Origin of the sequence: Methylobacterium guangdongense (assembly GCF_038442355.1) — a bacterium.
Lineage (GTDB): Bacteria > Pseudomonadota > Alphaproteobacteria > Rhizobiales > Beijerinckiaceae > Methylobacterium > Methylobacterium guangdongense.
In genome coordinates, this window is record NZ_JBBXMX010000021.1 from 54,930 (window position 1) to 71,067 (window position 16,138).

Annotated in this window: 13 protein-coding genes; 12 read left to right on the forward strand and 1 reads right to left on the reverse strand. The window is 66.1% G+C overall.

Annotated features, from left to right (window positions below; genetic code table 11):
• Positions 1-41: 41 nt before the first annotated feature.
• The 11 genes from AAHG09_RS26505 to AAHG09_RS26555 all read left to right on the forward strand — a co-directional run bounded on the left by AAHG09_RS26505 (position 42) and on the right by AAHG09_RS26555 (position 13,507).
• Entirely contained in the window at positions 42-1,808 is a 1,767-nt protein-coding gene (locus AAHG09_RS26505) for a glycoside hydrolase family 15 protein (protein ID WP_342110493.1), read from the forward strand.
• A 215-nt stretch (positions 1,809-2,023) separates the two neighbouring features.
• Positions 2,024-2,869 carry an SMP-30/gluconolactonase/LRE family protein gene (locus tag AAHG09_RS26510; protein ID WP_342110494.1) on the forward strand — a complete coding sequence of 282 codons (846 nt, stop codon included), beginning with the start codon at positions 2,024-2,026 and terminating at the stop codon, positions 2,867-2,869.
• A 164-nt stretch (positions 2,870-3,033) separates the two neighbouring features.
• A complete protein-coding gene (locus AAHG09_RS26515; RefSeq protein WP_342110495.1) occupies positions 3,034-4,824 on the forward strand; it encodes a thiamine pyrophosphate-requiring protein in 1,791 nt (596 codons plus the stop codon).
• A gap of 35 nt (positions 4,825-4,859) precedes the next feature.
• Entirely contained in the window at positions 4,860-5,954 is a 1,095-nt protein-coding gene (locus tag AAHG09_RS26520; RefSeq protein ID WP_342110496.1) for an enolase C-terminal domain-like protein, read from the forward strand.
• A gap of 61 nt (positions 5,955-6,015) precedes the next feature.
• Positions 6,016-7,002 carry a hypothetical protein gene (locus tag AAHG09_RS26525; RefSeq protein WP_342110497.1) on the forward strand — a complete coding sequence of 329 codons (987 nt, stop codon included), beginning with the start codon at positions 6,016-6,018 and terminating at the stop codon, positions 7,000-7,002.
• A 40-nt stretch (positions 7,003-7,042) separates the two neighbouring features.
• Complete coding sequence (locus tag AAHG09_RS26530; protein ID WP_342110498.1) at positions 7,043-7,702, forward strand: gluconate 2-dehydrogenase subunit 3 family protein; 660 nt, start codon at positions 7,043-7,045, stop codon at positions 7,700-7,702.
• Between the two features lie 14 nt (positions 7,703-7,716).
• Positions 7,717-9,420: a GMC family oxidoreductase gene (locus AAHG09_RS26535; RefSeq protein WP_342110499.1), complete on the forward strand. Its 1,704-nt coding sequence runs from the start codon at positions 7,717-7,719 to the stop codon at positions 9,418-9,420.
• Positions 9,421-9,499: 79 nt separating this feature from the next.
• Positions 9,500-10,342, forward strand: coding sequence for a COX aromatic rich motif-containing protein (locus AAHG09_RS26540; RefSeq protein ID WP_342110500.1), 843 nt, complete (start codon positions 9,500-9,502; stop codon positions 10,340-10,342).
• Complete coding sequence (locus AAHG09_RS26545; RefSeq protein WP_342110501.1) at positions 10,339-12,441, forward strand: cbb3-type cytochrome c oxidase subunit I; 2,103 nt, start codon at positions 10,339-10,341, stop codon at positions 12,439-12,441. Before AAHG09_RS26540 ends, AAHG09_RS26545 begins: the two co-directional genes overlap by 4 nt.
• Entirely contained in the window at positions 12,438-13,064 is a 627-nt protein-coding gene (locus AAHG09_RS26550) for a cytochrome c oxidase subunit 3 (protein WP_342110502.1), read from the forward strand. Before AAHG09_RS26545 ends, AAHG09_RS26550 begins: the two co-directional genes overlap by 4 nt.
• The gene (locus tag AAHG09_RS26555) at positions 13,061-13,507 is read left to right on the forward strand and encodes a cytochrome o ubiquinol oxidase subunit IV (protein ID WP_342110503.1); all 447 of its coding nucleotides are present in this window, start codon (positions 13,061-13,063) and stop codon (positions 13,505-13,507) included. The genes AAHG09_RS26550 and AAHG09_RS26555 overlap by 4 nt, the downstream gene beginning before the upstream one ends.
• A 25-nt stretch (positions 13,508-13,532) precedes the next feature.
• On the opposite strand, the gene AAHG09_RS26560 is transcribed toward AAHG09_RS26555, so the two are convergent.
• A complete protein-coding gene (locus AAHG09_RS26560) occupies positions 13,533-14,561 on the reverse strand; it encodes an SDR family oxidoreductase (protein ID WP_342110504.1) in 1,029 nt (342 codons plus the stop codon).
• A 229-nt stretch (positions 14,562-14,790) separates the two neighbouring features.
• Here AAHG09_RS26560 and AAHG09_RS26565 point away from each other — a divergent pair.
• Positions 14,791-15,893 (forward strand): IS3 family transposase gene (locus AAHG09_RS26565; RefSeq protein ID WP_342110505.1). Its coding sequence is split into 2 segments (ribosomal slippage): positions 14,791-15,052 and positions 15,052-15,893, totalling 1,104 coding nucleotides; the frame shifts between segments, so codons are not numbered across the junction.
• The last annotated feature ends 245 nt before the right edge of the window (positions 15,894-16,138 follow it).

The window sequence follows — 16,138 nt, forward strand, 5'->3', positions numbered from 1 at the left end:
GGGCGAGACACGCAGTACCTGCTGCGCCGAGGAGATTAGCTTTGAGCAAACCTATCGAGAGCTATGCCCTGATCGGCGATGGCGAGACCGCTGCCCTCGTCGCGCGGGATGGCTCGATCGATTGGCTCTGCTGGCCGGATTTCTCCGACGACGCATGCTTTTGTGCGCTTCTCGGAACCGATAGGAACGGCCGCTGGTCGATCGCACCTCGGGCGCCGATCAACGACATCGCACGTCGGTATCGCGGCGACACGATGATCCTCGAGACCGAGATGAGGACCGCCGACGGAACGGTTCGGATCACCGACTTCATGCCCATCCGCGAGACGATATCGGCCGTGGTCCGCATCGTCGAGGGATTGTCCGGCACCGTCGAGGTGGACTGGGAGGTGTGTCCGCGCTTCGATTACGGTGCGCTGGCGCCGTGGTGGGAGACGCATGACGGCGGTGCCGTGGCTGTGGCCGGACGACATCATCTAACCCTGCATACGAGCGTGCCTGTCGGTGTATCGGACGGCGGAGCGAGAGGGACGTTCAAGCTGCGCGAGGGCGAACGCCATACGTTCGTTCTCACCCGCACGGCGTCCTGGTGCGGCGACGCAAAGCGCCTCGACGCCGACGCCGCCCTCAAAGCGACACAGGCACATTGGGAAGGATGGATTTCGGGGTTCGATGCCGCGCGCACCCGTTGGCCCGGCGCGGTCAAGCGGTCGTTGTTGACGCTGAAAGCCCTGACGCACGCGCGCTCGGGTGGATTGATCGCCGCACCGACCACGAGTCTGCCGGAGGTGCCGGCCGGTGGCATGAACTGGGATTACCGTTATTCGTGGCTGCGGGACTCCACGTTCACGCTTGGTGCCTTCCTCAATGCCGGCTTCAAGACCGAGGCGACGGCGTGGCGCGATTGGCTCTTGCGTGCCATCGCCGACGATCCCGACGCGCTCCGGATCATGTATCGCGTCGATGGGTCCAGGCACCTGTCCGAATGGACCGTGGACGCGCTGCCGGGCTACCGGGAGGCGCGCCCCGTGCGCATCGGTAACGCCGCGTCCACCCAGAAGCAGCTCGATGTCTACGGCGAGGTTTTGGACACCTTGGCCCTGGCGAGACGCGTCGGCATCGTAGCGACGGACCATCAGCGTGTCGTCGAGCGGCGGCTCGTCGAACACCTCGCCCAGATATGGCAGGATCGCGGCGCCGGAATCTGGGAGTCGCGCGGGGATCCGAAGCGGTACACCTATTCCAAGGCCATGTGCTGGGTCGGCTTCGACCGGGCGTTACGGCACTGCGAGATGCCTCGGGACCTTCATGCGACCCTCACGGCGAGCCGTGACAGAGTGCACGCCGAAGCCTGCCGCGAGGGATGGAGCGCTGGCCTCGGCAGCTTTACGCAGAGCTACGGCAGCCCGGAGCTCGACGCGAGTCTCCTGCTGCTGCCGCTCGTCGGCTTCCTGGGGGTCGAGGAGCCGCGCATGGCGGCGACGATCGAGCGGATCAGGACGGACCTCGACCAGGACGGTCTGATCCGGCGCATGCGTGCGAAGGGGGACGCCAGCGACGAAGGGGCGTTCCTGCCGTGCTCGCTGTGGATGGCCGATTGCCTGCGCCTCCAGGGGCGCAATGAATTGGCCGAGGCCTATCTCGAACGGGTGCTCGGCGTGGCCAACGACGTCGGTCTCCTCTCGGAGGAGTACGACGTACCTGGCCGATGTCTCGCCGGGAACTTCCCCCAGGCCCTGACACATCTCGGCGTCGTAAACACGGCGTTGGGCCTCTGCGGACCGGTCGTCGATCGCGGCGGGGGCTGAGCGTGCCATTGCATCCATCACGATCCCGTGGACCGGCGAACGCGATCCCGTCGTGCGTCTTGCCGGGAAGGGGCTGAGAAAACGCCGAGCGAGCGTCGGCCGCCATCACCGAGGAGACGAATGGCATGCCTGACGTGGTTCGCCATGCTGGCCCACCGGATCCGGTCGCGCATGTCGATGCGCCTCGGGCACTCGATCCCCGCTTCGCCGAGGTCGTGCCGCACGACGCCCGGCTCGTCTCCCTTTATGATCAGGCGACCTTCAGTGAGGGCCCGGTCTGGTGGCCGGCTCGGCGGATGCTGATCTGGTCCGATGTCGAGGGGCGCCGTGTCCTCGGCTGGCGCGACGACGGCTGCGTCGAGGTCGTCGTCGATGCGACGCCGTTCATCAACGGCCACACGATCGACCGCGACGGCGCGCTGATCCATTGCGAGCATGGCACTCGACGCCTGTCTCGGACGCTGCCGGACGGGCGTTACCAGGTCGTGGTCGATACGTACCAGGGCAAACGCTTCAACTCGCCCGACGATGTCGTCTGCGCCGACGACGGTGCGTTGTGGTTCACCGATCCCGCCTACGGCCTCGTCCTACCGAAGCAGGGCGCACTCGCCGAACCCGAACTCGATCATCAAAGCGTCTATCGCTTCGATCCGAATACCGGGGCGGCGGTACGCATGGCGGACCTCGAGCAGCCCAACGGTCTCGCCTTCGCTCCCTGCGGACGAACGCTCTACGTCACCGACACCTCTCGCTCCCTCGGCGGGGATCGGCATACGATCTTCGCATTCGAGGTCGCCGAGGGACCGACGCTCGCAAACCGACGCGTCTTCGCCGAGGTCGAACCCGGCATTCCCGATGGCCTGAGGACCGACAGCCGCGGTTGGATCTGGACGAGTTCCGAGGCCGGGATTCAGGTGTTCTCCGCCGAGGGACACCGGCTCGGGCTGATCCCGACGCCGCAGGTGTGCTCCAACCTCTGCTTTTCGCCCGACGAGCGAAGGCTCTTTATCACGTCGAAGCAGCACCTCTACGCTATCGACCTCACGCATGGGGCAGGCTGACGTCACTTCACGGGATCGTTTGGTCGCTCGCAATCGAAATAGGAACTGTGCATCGTGAGACCGGTTAGCTGGGAACGATAGCGCACTAGGATCCGATATATCGCATCGCACCGACATAATTTGTCTATGCGAGGCTATCGATGCGCATTTTTCAGGGATTCGACATGGCCGACACCGTCGCCGACTTCTTCTGGAAGCGTCTCGCCGAGTGGGGCGTGAAGACGATCTTCGGCTACCCGGGTGACGGCATCAACGGCCTGCTCGGCGCCATGCAGCGCAACGACCTGCCCTTCGAGTTCATTCAGGTCCGCCACGAGGAGATGGCCGCGTTCATGGCTGCGGCCTACGCCAAGTTCACCGGCGAGGTCGGCGTGTGCATGGCCACCTCTGGCCCCGGCGCGACGCACCTGCTCACCGGGATGTACGACGCGCACATGGACCACGTGCCGCTGCTCGCCATCGCCGGCCAGCAGGCGCGCAACGTCAACGGCGCGCATTACCAGCAGGAGTTCGACCTCACGAGCGTCTTCAAGGACGTCGCCGCCTACGTGCAGCAGGCGTCCTCGCCCGCGCAGGTCCGTCACATCGTCGACCGCGCCATGCGCATCGCCAAGGCCGAACGGAAGGTTTCGGCCATCATCCTGCCGAACGACCTGCAGGACGTCCCCTACGAGGCGCCGGTGCGCAAGCACGGCAACACCTTTTCGGGTGTCGGTTATACCGCCCCCAAGGTCGTGCCGTTCGACGCCGACCTGCGCAGAGCCGCCGACGTGCTGAACGCCGGCAAGAAGGTCGCCATCCTGGTCGGCGCCGGTGCGCTGCACGCCACCGACGAGGTCATCGCCGTCGCCAACAAGCTTCAGGCCGGCGTCGCCAAGGCCCTCCTCGGCAAGGCGGCTCTCCCCGACGACCTGCCTTTCGTGACCGGCACCATCGGCCTGCTCGGGTCCAAGCCCTCGTCGGACATGATGGAGGATTGCGACACCCTGCTGATGATCGGTTCCGGCTTTCCCTGGGCCGAATTCCTGCCGAAGGAGGGGCAGGCCCGGGGAGTACAGATCGACATCTCGCCGGAGATGCTATCGCTGCGCTATCCGATGGAAGTGCCGCTGTGCGGCGAGTCCGCCGAGACCTTGCGCGCCCTGCTACCGCTGCTAGACCAGAAGAAAGAGGGCGGCTCCTGGCGGACCGGCATCGAGAAGGGGATGGTCTCCTGGTGGAAGGAGGCGGAGGACCGGGCGATGGCCAAGGCCAATCCGGTCAACCCGCAGCGCGTCACGTGGGAGCTATCACCGCGCATGCCGGAGCGGGCGATCATCACCTCGGATTCCGGCTCCTGCGCCAACTGGTTCGCCCGCGACTTGAAGATGCGCCGCGGCCAGATGTGCTCGCTGTCGGGCGGCCTCGCCTCCATGGGCGCGGCGGTGCCCTACGCCATCGCGGCCAAGGTCGCTCATCCCGACCGGCCGGTGATCGCGCTGGTCGGCGACGGCGCCATGCAGATGAACAACATGGCCGAGCTGATCACCGTTTCGAAGTACATGCATCGCTGGTCGAACAAGACCTGGATCTGCTGCGTGTTCAACAACGAGGATCTGAACCAGGTCACCTGGGAACAGCGGGTGATGGAGGGTAACCCGAAGTTCGAGGCGTCACAGGACATTCCGAACGTGCCCTACCACAAGTTCGCCGAGCTGATCGGCCTCAAGGGCATCTACGTCGACGATCCGCAGAAGATGGGCGCGGCCTGGGACGAGGCGTTGGCGAGCCCGGTGCCGGTGGTGCTGGAGGTGAAGACCGACCCCGAGGTGCCGCCGCTGCCGCCGTTCTTCACCTTCCAGCAGGTGCAGAACTTCATGTCGATGCTCGGCAAGGGAGACCCGAAGGAGCGGCACCTGCTCGTCGACACCGCCCGGCAGGTGCTCAGCGCCGTCCTTCCCGGCGACAAGAAATAGGATGGAGGGGGGCGACTGCCCCTTCCGCAAAGCCCATGGCAAACCAAGCGACCATCACGGCGGTGCGGGCACGCTCCTTCACCGTCCCTACCGACGCGCCGGAAGCCGACGGCACCTTCGTGTGGGAGAAGACGACGATCGTCGTCGTCCATGTCGAGGCCGCCGGTCAGATTGGCCTCGGCTACAGCTACACCGACGCGAGCGTCGCCGCCCTGATCGGCGAGACGCTGGCGTCGGTACTGGAGGGAGGTGATGTCTTCGACATCCCTCGGCTCAATGCGGCCCTGTGGGGTGCTGTGCGCAACCTCGGTCGGAGCGGTCTCGCCGCCAGCGCCATCTCAGCCCTCGACGCGGCCTTGTGGGACCTGAAGGCACGCCTCCTCGACCTGCCTCTGGCGCGGCTGTTCGGTCTCGCCCGCGACACGGCCGAGATCTACGGCAGCGGCGGTTTCACCTCGTACGACGACCGGCAACTGAGCGCGCAGCTCGCGGGCTGGGTCGAGCGGGAAGGCTGTCGGGCGGTCAAGATGAAAATCGGTAGCGAGCCGGAGCGCGATCCCGCCCGAATGGCGGTTGCGAAGCATGCCATCGGTGAGGCCGCGCTGTTCATCGACGCTAACGGCGCCTTCACCCCGAAACGGGCCTGCGCGTTCGCGCAAGCCGCCGCGGCGTTCGACGTGGCGTGGTTCGAGGAGCCGGTGACGAGCGACGATCCCGCCGGCCTCGCGATGGTCCGTTCGCATGTACCGGTCGGCATGGAGATCGCGGCCGGGGAATACGTCTACACACCGGATGATATGCGTGGCCTACTCGCGGCCGGCGCGGTCGATGTGGCGCAGGCGGATGTGACCCGCTGCGGCGGCTATACCGGTTTTCGCGCCATCGCCGCGCTGTGCGCGGCGGCGCACGTCGACCTGTCCGGCCACTGCGCCCCAGCACTCCACCTGCCCGTCGCGGTCGCGGTTCCCCGTTTCCGCCACCTCGAATGGTTCCATGATCACGTCCGCATCGAGCGGATGCTGTTCGATGGCGCGCCCGTGGCACGTGACGGTTTCATCGCCCCGGATCTCTCGCGGCCGGGCAACGGACTGACGTTCAAGCACCAGGATGCAAAAGCCTATGCCGTCTGAGGCGGGACCAAACGACGCCCGTGAGGGCAGGCTTCCCGGCGTGAGGCCGCGGACGGCGCCCGTGCGGTTTGAGGCGGAGGTCCATCCGGTCGTGGCGCTGGCCCTCGTCGCGGTCGGAGCCGGTGTGCTGACCTGGTTCGCGGCGGGTCGTTCGAAACGCATCGGCCCGCCACCGCACGGGGGGCGTCAGGTCCGGACGGAAGGTGAGCGCCGCTACCGCGAGCGTGGGACGGAGGTCACCGCGAGCGCGGCGCAGCGCCTGAACCACGCCTCCTCGATGCTCGCGGCCTCCGTGCTATTCGACTCCGGCCTGGAGCATTACCGCGGGCAGTTCTTCAACAGGGCGATGTACACGCCGATCATCGCCTCGACCGTGACGCTGGCCTCGTCCCTGCACGGGGCCGGCGACACCGATCCGGGACGCTCTCACGTGCGCCATGCCGTGCAGGCGATGGCCGGCGTCACCGGCCTCGTCGGGTTCGGCTTCCACGCCTGGAACGTTGGCAAGCGCGAGGGCGGCTACTCCTGGCAGAACCTGTTTTACGGCGCGCCGATCGGTGCCCCCATGGCGTTGACGCTCGCCGGTATCCTCGGCGTCGCAGCCGAACGGGTGCGCGACGCCGATCCGGACGCGCCCGAACTCGCTGGCGCGCCGGCCGGCCGTACTCTCGCGTTGGCGACCGCCGGGATGCTCGTCGGCACGACGTTGGAAGCCGGCTTGCTCCACTTCCGCGGCGCTTTCCAGAATCCGGCGATGTTCGTGCCCGTGACCCTGCCGCCGCTCGCCGCCGCGATCCTAGCGGGCGCTGCCGTGGCGGAGCCCGGCCGGCCGCACGGAGCGGCGAAGGCGGGGATGTGGGCGGTCTCCGCGATGGGTGTGCTCGGCGTCGCCTTCCACGCCTACGGCGTCCAGCGGATGATGGGCGGTTGGGGCAACTGGCGCCAGAACATGATCGACGGGCCGCCCCTGCCAGCACCGCCCTCGTTCTCCGGCCTCGCGCTCGGGGGCCTCGCCGCCCTGGAACTGCTGGAACATCGGCGACGCTGAACGGCGCAATCAGTGCAACCCACGCTCAGGATCGAAGACATTGCACCCGAGACGCGATCTCTACCCGGGCTACGACGTGCTGGACAAGCGCGACGGCCCCTCCTGGAACGCCAAGACGCGGGACGTGCTCGCGGAGCGTCTCGGCATCGGCCCCGAGACACATCGCTTCCTCGACGATGCGGAGTGGACGACGCTGAAGGCCGTCTGCGACCGCGTCGTGCCGCAGCCCGCGGATCGCGCCGATCCGATCCCGGTGGCGGCGCTGATCGACCACAAGCTCGCCACCGGCGAGCACGACGGCTATCGTCATGCAGATCTTCCGGACCAGGGCGAGGCCTGGAGACGGGGCCTCGCGGCCCTCGACGCTGAGGCACGCGCCGCCTACGGCGCCGGCTTCCACGAACTCGGCGCCTGGGCGCGCGACGAACTGCTCAAGGCCGCCGAGGCCGGCAAGCTGGCGCACCTGGCCTGGGGGGACATGCCGCCGGCCAAGTTCTTCTCCGAGCGCGTCCTGGCCGATGCGGTCAAGGCCTACTACGCCCACCCCACCGCCTGGAGCGAGATTGGCTTCGGCGGTCCCGCGAGCCCGCGCGGCTACGTCCGTATGGATTTCGACCGCCGCGATCCGTGGGAAGCCGCCGAGGCCGAGTCCGGACGTGAGGCCGAAGCCTTCATCGAGAACCGGCGCATCGGTCGCTGAGGACGGGTCAGATCATGCGACTTTCCGGAACCGGCAACGCCGCCGACAACCCGCGTAGCGCCACGCCGGGCGACGACCCGATGCACGCCCCCCGCGCCCGTGACGGCCGTGCGCCCAACGTGATGCGGATGGGTGAATGGGTACCGATGCGCCAGCACGCCGACGCGGAGGAGGTCGACTTCGTCATCGTCGGCACAGGCGCGGGCGGCGGGACGCTGGCCGCGCGCTTGGCCGAGCACGGCTTCTCCGTCGTGGCGATGGATGCGGGGCCGTACTGGCGCCCGCTGGAGGACTTCGCCTCGGACGAGCGCCATCAGTCGAAACTCTACTGGACGGACGAGCGCATCGTCGACGGCGACAACCCATTGCAGATGGGCTCGAACAATTCCGGCAAGGCGGTGGGCGGCTCGACGGTCCACTACGCCATGGTCGCGCTGCGCTTCCGGCCGGAATGGTTCAAGTCGCGTACGCTGCTCGGTTACGGCGCGGACTGGCCGCTCGATTGGCGCGAGATGTGGTCGTACTACGATCAGGTCGAGGACGACCTGAAGATCTCGGGCCCCGTCACCTATCCCTGGGGGCCGAAGCGCCCGCGCTACCGCTATCGGGCGCACGAGTTGAACGCAGCGGCCAAGGTGCTCGCCCGCGGCGCCGAGGCGATGGGCATCGACTGGACGCCGACGCCGCTGGCCACGGTCTCGGCCCCGCGCGGCGATAGCCCGCCGTGCGTCTACCGCGGCTTCTGTGTCGTCGGCTGCTCCACGAACGCCAAACAGAGCGTGCTCGTGACCTACCTGCCGCGCGCCCTCGCCGCGGGCGCCGAGATCCGTGACCTCGCCATGGTCGGGCGCATCGAGACGAAGAACGGACGCGCCACCGGCGTGCACTACTTCCGCGAGGGCCGCTGGCGGTTCCAGCGGGCGAAGAACGTGGTGGTGGCGGGCTACGCCATCGAGACGCCGCGCCTGCTGCTGATGTCGGCCAACCGCGAGTTCCCGGACGGCCTCGCCAACTCCTCGGGACTGGTCGGCAAGAACCTGATGGTCCAGGGCAATCAGGCGGTGTGGGGTGATTTCGAGGAGGAGATCCGCAGCTACAAGGGTCCGCCCTCGCTCGCGGTGACCGAGCACTGGAACTACGAGGACCGGGGCAAGGATTTCCACGGCGGCTACTGCTACATGAGCCAGGGGCCGCTACCGACCCAGTGGGGCAGTACCCAGGCCGGAGCCCACGGCCTGTGGGGCGAGGCGCTCGTCTCCGAAATGCAGCGCTACAACCACGTCGCCGGGCTCAAGATCGTCTCGGAATACCTCGCGCAGGAACGCAACCGGGTGACCCTGACCGACGAGACCGACCAGTACGGGCTGCCGATCCCGCGCATCACCTATTCCTGGTGCGACAACGACCGGGCCATGAACCGCCACGGGCTGAACTTCATGGGTCATGCGCTCGCGGCGGCCGGCGGGCGCAACATCTGGGAACAGGGCGACGACACCAACCATCTCTACGGGACGGCACGGATGGGCAGCGACCGGCGAACATCCGTGGTAAACGGGGATTGCCGGTCCTGGGACATCCCCAACCTCTGGGTCTGCGACGGCTCGGTGTTCCCGACCACCGGAGGGGTCAACCCGTCGCTGACGATCCAGGCGATCGCCCTGCGTACCGCCGACCGCATCAAAGCGATGGCCCGGGGCGGACACCATCGCGATGTCTGAGGCGACCATCGCTAAGCTGTGCCCCGTCGGAGGAGGTCGCCGGGCCCGGGCGCTCCTTCGCCTCGCATCGTCTTTCACCGTGACCGCGGTGTTGCCGCTCGGCGGTTGCGGCGTCCTCGATCACGGGATGCTCGGCGCGGCCGGCCCGGTCGCCGATCAGACGCGCAGCCTGTTCCTGACCGTCTGCATGATCCTGATCTTCGTCGTCGGGCCGGTTTTGGTGCTGACCCCGATCTTCGCTTGGCACTACCGCCTGTCCAACACGAAGAGTGCCTACCGCCCGCAATGGGGCTTCAACTGGCCGCTCGAAGGGCTGATCTGGATCCCGCCGGTGATCATCGTGGTGGTCCTCGCCGTGTTCCTATGGCGGGACACGCACCGGCTCGACCCGTACAGACCGCTCGCCTCGTCGTATCCACCGGTCGAGGTGCAGGTGGTCGCCCTCGATTGGAAGTGGCTGTTTATCTACCCCGATGATGGCGTGGCAAGCGTCAACAAGCTCGTCATTCCCGCCGGACGCCCGGTCCACCTCAGCCTGACCAGCGCCACCGTGATGCAGTCGTTCTTCATCCCGCAACTCGCCGGTCAGATCTACGCGATGGCCGGCATGACCACGCAGCAGAACCTGGCTGCAGACGCGCCCGGCACATACCGCGGCGAGAACATGCAGTTCAACGGCATGGGATTTCAGAACCAGAAATTCCCCGTCGTGTCCGCAACGAACGACGATTATCGAGCGTGGCTCGCCCAGGCCAGGGCGAGCGGTAAGACTCTCGACATGGCCGCCTTCCAGACCCTGTCGGCGCGCTCGGTCCAGGATGTGCCGAGCCAGTTCGGCTCAGTCGCCCCGAACCTGTTCCGGTCGATCGTCTCCTTGAATGACCCCGGCATGCACGCCGCCCATGGACCGGAACACCGATGACCGACGCCGCGATCCAGTACGCCCTCTTCGGCCGGCTCGATGCGAAGGCCTTTCCTTTCGTCCGCGCCTGGGAGAACCCGAACCTCAGCGAGATCATCGGTGCCGCCGCCGGTGCGATGGTGGTGATCGGCGCCGTCGCGCTCGTGACGCTGCTGACTTGGAAGCGGTGGTGGCGACCGCTGCTCCTCGATTGGCTGACCAGCCTCGATCACAAGAAAATCGGCATCATGTACATCGTGATCGCCGGGGTCATGCTCAGCCGCGCGCTGATCGAGGCGGTGCTGATGCGCACCCAGCAATCGCTCGCCGTCAACGCGCCCGGCATCGTCGCGCCCGAGCATTTCGCCCAGCTGTTCAGCACGCACGGCACCATCATGATCTTCTTCATGGCGATGCCGTTCCTGACCGGTCTGATCAACTATGTCGTACCGCTGCAAATCGGGGCTCGGGATGTCGCCTTCCCGCTGCTCAACTCGATCAGCCTGATGCTGACGGCCGGGGGCGCCGGTCTCGTGATGATCTCCTTGGCGGTCGGGGAGTTCTCCACCGGGGGTTGGTCCGGGTACCCCCCTTACACGGAGACCGCGTTCCAACCCGGCGTCGGCCCGGACTACTGGATCTGGGCGATCACCCTGTCCTCCCTCGGCACGACCTTCTCGGGGCTGAACTTCGCCGCGACGATCTACAAGAAGCGGTGCCCGGGAATGCATCTCACGCGCATGCCGCTGTTCTGCTGGACCGCGCTCTGCACCTCGATCCTGATGATCTTCGCGATGCCGCCGCTGACGCTCGCGACCGCCCTTCTCGCCCTCGATCGTTATCTCGGTTTCCACTTCTTCACGAACGATCTCGGCGGCAACATGATGAACTACGTCAACCTCTTCTGGTTGTTCGGCCATCCGGAGGTCTACATCCTCATCCTACCCGCGTTCGGGGTCTATTCCGAGGTAATTTCTGCGTTCTCATCCAAGGAGCTCTACGGCTACAAGTCGCTCGTCATCGCCACGATGGCCATCGGCGTACTGTCGTTCACGGTATGGCTGCACCATTTCTTCACCATGGGCCAGAGCGCCAACGTCAACGCCTTCTTCGGGGTCGCGACCATGACGATCGCCGTACCGACCGGGGTCAAGGTCTACGACTGGATCTGGACGATGTTTCGTGGCGAGCTCCGCTTCACGCCACCGATGCTGTTTTCCGTCGCCTTCATCATGACCTTCGTGCTCGGCGGCATAACCGGCGTGATGCTCGCAATACCGCCGATCGATTTCGTCGTGCACAACACCGTGTTCCTCGTGGCCCACTTCCACAACGTGCTGATCCCCGGCCTGCTCTACGGGATGATCGCCGGATACCAGTACTGGTTTCCGAAGGCGTTCGGGTTCCGGCTCTCGGAAGGTTGGGGCAAGGTCTCGTTCGTGTGTTGGGTGGTGGGCTTCTATCTCGCCTTCATGCCGCTCTACGTGCTCGGGCTCGGCGGCATGGCGCGGCGCTCCCAGGCCCTCTTCGACCCGGACTACCGGCCATGGCTTCTGGTCGCCGTGATCGGCGCTTTCATCCTGCTCGCCGCTCTGGCGACGCTGTTCGTGCAGCTCTGGGTCAGCGTGCGTGACCGCGAACACAACCGCGTGCCCGTTGGCGACCCGTGGGACGCGCGCGGTCTCGAATGGTCGATCCCCGCGCCACCGCCGGAGTACAATTTCGCCACCATTCCTCGGGTCTACCACCTCGATGCCTTCTACTGGCACAAGGCGCGCGGAGACGCGTACAAGCTCGCCGACGCCTACGACGATATCGAGATCCCAAAGAACAGCTGGATCGGGCCGATCGTCGGTGTCGCTGGGGCGGTCTGCGCCTTCGGCTTGGTCTGGCACATCTGGTGGATGACGAGCCTCGGGTTCGCAGCCGTCTGGTTCGCGGTGATCGCGCGCAGTTTCGTGCGCGACACCCACCGTACGATCCCTGCGGCTGAGGTCGAAGCGAGCGAGCGTCGTTGGCTCGCCCTGGCAGCCAGGACGCGACCAGTGCCGCGTCAGCTCGAGGAGAGCTCGGCCAATCTCGGCCTCGCGGAACCCTTCCCGCCGGAGGTGACGGCGTGAGCGGTCCGCAGCTGAAGCACATCGGGCTGAACCTTCGCAGCTCGGACGAACTCGAACCCGGGGAGGCCGAACTCGGTCTTTATGGGTTCTGGATCTTCCTGATGAGCGACGCCGTGTTGTTCGCGCTGCTGTTTGCGATGTACGGCACGCAGCTCGCCGCGACCGCTGGCGCACCCGGACCGCAGGCGGAGTTCAAGCTCGGCAGCGCGTTCGTCGAGACGTTGATCCTCCTGACGAGCAGCTTGACCTTCGGGCTCTCGGCGATCGCGATGAAGTACGATCGGACGCGAGCCGGCCTCATCGTCTGGCTGTGTGTCACCCTGGTCCTAGGCCTGACCTTCCTCGGCTTCGAGGTCAGCGACTTCGCGACGATGTTCCGCGACGGCGCCACGCCGGATCGCAGCGGCTTCCTCTCGGCGTTCTTCGCGCTCGTCCCCACGCACGGACTCCACGTCACAGCGGGTTGCATTTGGATCGTGGTGATGCTCGCTCAGATCGCGGTCTACGGGACGGACGCACGGGTCAAACTCGACCTGCTCAAGCTCGGCCTGTTCTGGCACTTCCTCGACATCATCTGGATCGCGATCTTTTCGGTCGTCTACCTGCAGGGTAAGCTCGGATGACGACACGGGGCCAGTACAAGGGTGTCATTCTGCTCAAGGCCATCGCCGCAGCGGCTCTGTTCGGCGTCGCGAGAGCGTCGACCGGCGCAGCCAAGCGGGAGCCGGAACATGGAGCCGGAGCTTGCACGGGAGATGACGAACGCCATTCCAAGCGCAGCGATTTGGTCACCTACGGCGTCGGCTACGTCCTGGCGCTGCTGTTGACCGGGGCTGCGTTCGCCGTCGTGATGTGGGGTTGGGCGACGGGAGCGACCGCCCTCACGATCGTCTTCGGCCTGGCGTTGATCCAGGCGGTCGTGCACTTCCGGTGTTTCCTGCACATCGACTTGCGGCGATCACACCGCGACGACCTGCAGCTGATCTTGTTCTCCACGCTGATCGTCTGCCTGATGGTGGGTGGCACCCTCGTCGTGCTGCTCAACCTGCGCATGCGGATGATGTAGCCGGTCCAGGTACCATCCAATCAATCTATCGAAGCCGGCGGTGCGTCTCCGAGGTTCTCGCGATCGATAGGGCGCCGAGGAACGCCACCCCGAGCGCGGTAGCGATGCCGAGCTTCAGCCAGCGAGGGTCGGTGGCCGGCACCGTGGTGAGCGATCGATCGTCGAAGCGGCCGTGCGCACCGGGATCGGTATCGACCGGATCGTACAGGTTGTCCGGCCGCCCTTCGAGCGCCGCCTGGCTGGTCATCTCGCCGCGATAACCGTGTCGCGCGAGATATCCGTCGATCCATCCGGGGATGATCATGTTGCCGATGATCGCCTTCCAGGTCGGGAAGCCGATCCAGAGCTCGCGAGGCGCAGTGTGCGCGGCGCTGTAGACGTGGCGTGCGATCGCCTCGGGCTGGTAGATCGGCGGCACCGGCTCCAAACGCCGCGGCATACGCGTGCGCGCCCAGTCGAATTGTGGCGTGTTCACCGCCGGGAGCTGCACCATCGTCAACCTCACGCGGCTGCCGTCATGCAGCAGCTCGCTGCGCAGGCTGTCGAGGAAGCCGCGCACGGCCGCCTTGGCCGCGCAGTAACTCGATTGCAGAGGAATCGAGCGGTACGCCAGGGCCGAGCCGATGCAGACGATGGTGCCGGCATCGCGGCTCTGCATGTGCTTGAGAGCGGCGAGCGTGCCGTGGACCTGTCCAAGATAGGTCACCTCGGTCGCGCGTTTGTACTCGTCCGGCGAGGTCTGCTGCACGGGGGCGTAGATCGTCACCATGGCGACGTTGATCCAAACGTCGATGCCGCCGAACTCCTTTACGGTCTCGTCGGCCGCCCGCATGACGGCATCGGCGTCCGCGACATCGACCTGGTGAGCTTGCGCTCGGCCGCCAGCCCGCTCGATGTCCCGGACCGTACCTTTCAGCCCGGCCTCCCCGCGTGCCAAGACGGAAACGTTCCAGCGGTGCCGAGCAAACTCATGAGCGATCGCCCGTCCCACGCCGGCGCTAGCGCCGGTCACGACCACGGTGGGACGTCCATTATCTGTGCTCTTTTGGGTCATCGATCACTCATCAGAACTGGCTTGGACATTTTCCTATCCATGGGAGACCAACGCCTCAGGTCATCTCGCGTTCGCATTCCACCAGCGCTGTTGCGTGCCTTCTTCATAGACGGGGTTCGTCTCAATTGAAGTCGTTGCTTGGGGGCGGGCCTTGACCCTGACCCAGCAAACTGGTCCGCGCTGAGCGCAAGTTTTTCGGGCATCCTGAACCCTAAGGAGGGTGGATGCCATGCCCCGCAAACGCTTCACGAACGAGCAGATCGCCTTCGCCCTGCAACAGGCGGAGAACGGCGCGACGGTGGACGAGGTCTGCCGGAAGATGGGAGTGTCTGAGCCGACATTTTACCGCTGGAAGAAGCAGTTCGTCGGCATGGGCGTGCCGGAGATCCGGCGGTTGAAGCAGCTGGAGGACGAGAACAGCAAGCTCAAACGACTGGTGGCCGACCTGACGCTGGACCGCTCCATGCTGCAGGATGTGCTCAAGCGAAAGTGGTGAGGCCCGCCGCTCGCCGCGAGGTCGCCGGTCACCTGCAGGTGGCCTACGGCATCAGCGAGCGTCGGGCCTGCCAGGCCACCGGTTTCGGCCGATCGTCCCAGCGTTACAGGAAGCGCTCCGACCCGCAGGTGGCACTGCGGATACGGCTGAAGGAGCTCGCTGCCGCACGGGTGCGCTACGGCTACCGACGGCTGCATATCCTGTTGCGGCGGGAAGGCTGGGAGGTGAACCACAAGCGAACCTACCGGATCTACCGGGACGAGGGACTGTCGATCCGGCCCAAGCTGCCCAAGCGCAAACGGGCCTGGCGCTACCGGCAAGGGTGGCCGGCGATCGGAGGTCCAAACGAGGTCTGGGCCATGGACTTCATGTCCGACCGCCTGTTCGACGGACGTCCGTTCCGGATCCTGACGGTCGTTGATTGCCATACGCGAGAGGCGCTCTCGCTTACACCGAGAGCCAACTTCCGCGCCTTCCAGGTGACCGAGGCCCTGGACGCCTTGGTCCGCCTGCGGGGGCGGCCCAAGAACCTGCGGGTCGACAATGGACCGGAGTTTGCCGGGCGCATGCTCGACCAGTGGGCGTACCTGAACGGGGTCGAGATCGACTTCTCACGACCGGGCAAGCCGACCGACAACGCCTACATCGAGTCGTTCAACGGCCGCCTACGGGCAGAGTGCTTGAACGCTTCGTGGTTCCTGTCGCTGGCCGATGCCCGCGAGCGCATCGAGGACTGGAGGTGCCACTACAACGAAGATCGACCCCATACGGCCCTGGGCGGCTTGACGCCCCGAGCCTTCGCCAACCAAGCTGTCACAGCCCGAGAACTTGCATAGGCCGTGGACCACAAACAGGGTCAACTCCAGCCTACCGTGCACTAACTTCACCCTTGGATCACCCTGTGGGGGCCGATCAGCAGAGGAGACTCCCTTTCCTAGGCCGGCGGCGCGGTTCGAGGTGAGCAGGTCTGCTTTCACTACCGACCTTCTCCGAAGCGGCAATTCCGCTCACGGCCAGACTACGTCACAGCTGATCGCCATCGTGCTCAGAACCGGACATTCGGCTTGGCGCCCATTCGAGT

Excerpts from the sequence above, each read along its gene's own strand:
- AAHG09_RS26515 (WP_342110495.1), top strand. The coding sequence starts at position 3,034 with ATGGCCGACACCGTCGCCGACTTCTTCTGGAAGCGTCTCGCCGAGTGG.
- AAHG09_RS26520 (WP_342110496.1), top strand. The coding sequence starts at position 4,860 with ATGGCAAACCAAGCGACCATCACGGCGGTGCGGGCACGCTCCTTCACC.
- AAHG09_RS26535 (WP_342110499.1), top strand. The coding sequence starts at position 7,717 with ATGCGACTTTCCGGAACCGGCAACGCCGCCGACAACCCGCGTAGCGCC.
- AAHG09_RS26545 (WP_342110501.1), top strand. The coding sequence starts at position 10,339 with ATGACCGACGCCGCGATCCAGTACGCCCTCTTCGGCCGGCTCGATGCG.
- AAHG09_RS26555 (WP_342110503.1), top strand. The coding sequence starts at position 13,061 with ATGACGACACGGGGCCAGTACAAGGGTGTCATTCTGCTCAAGGCCATC.
- AAHG09_RS26560 (WP_342110504.1), bottom strand. The coding sequence starts at position 14,561 with ATGACCCAAAAGAGCACAGATAATGGACGTCCCACCGTGGTCGTGACC.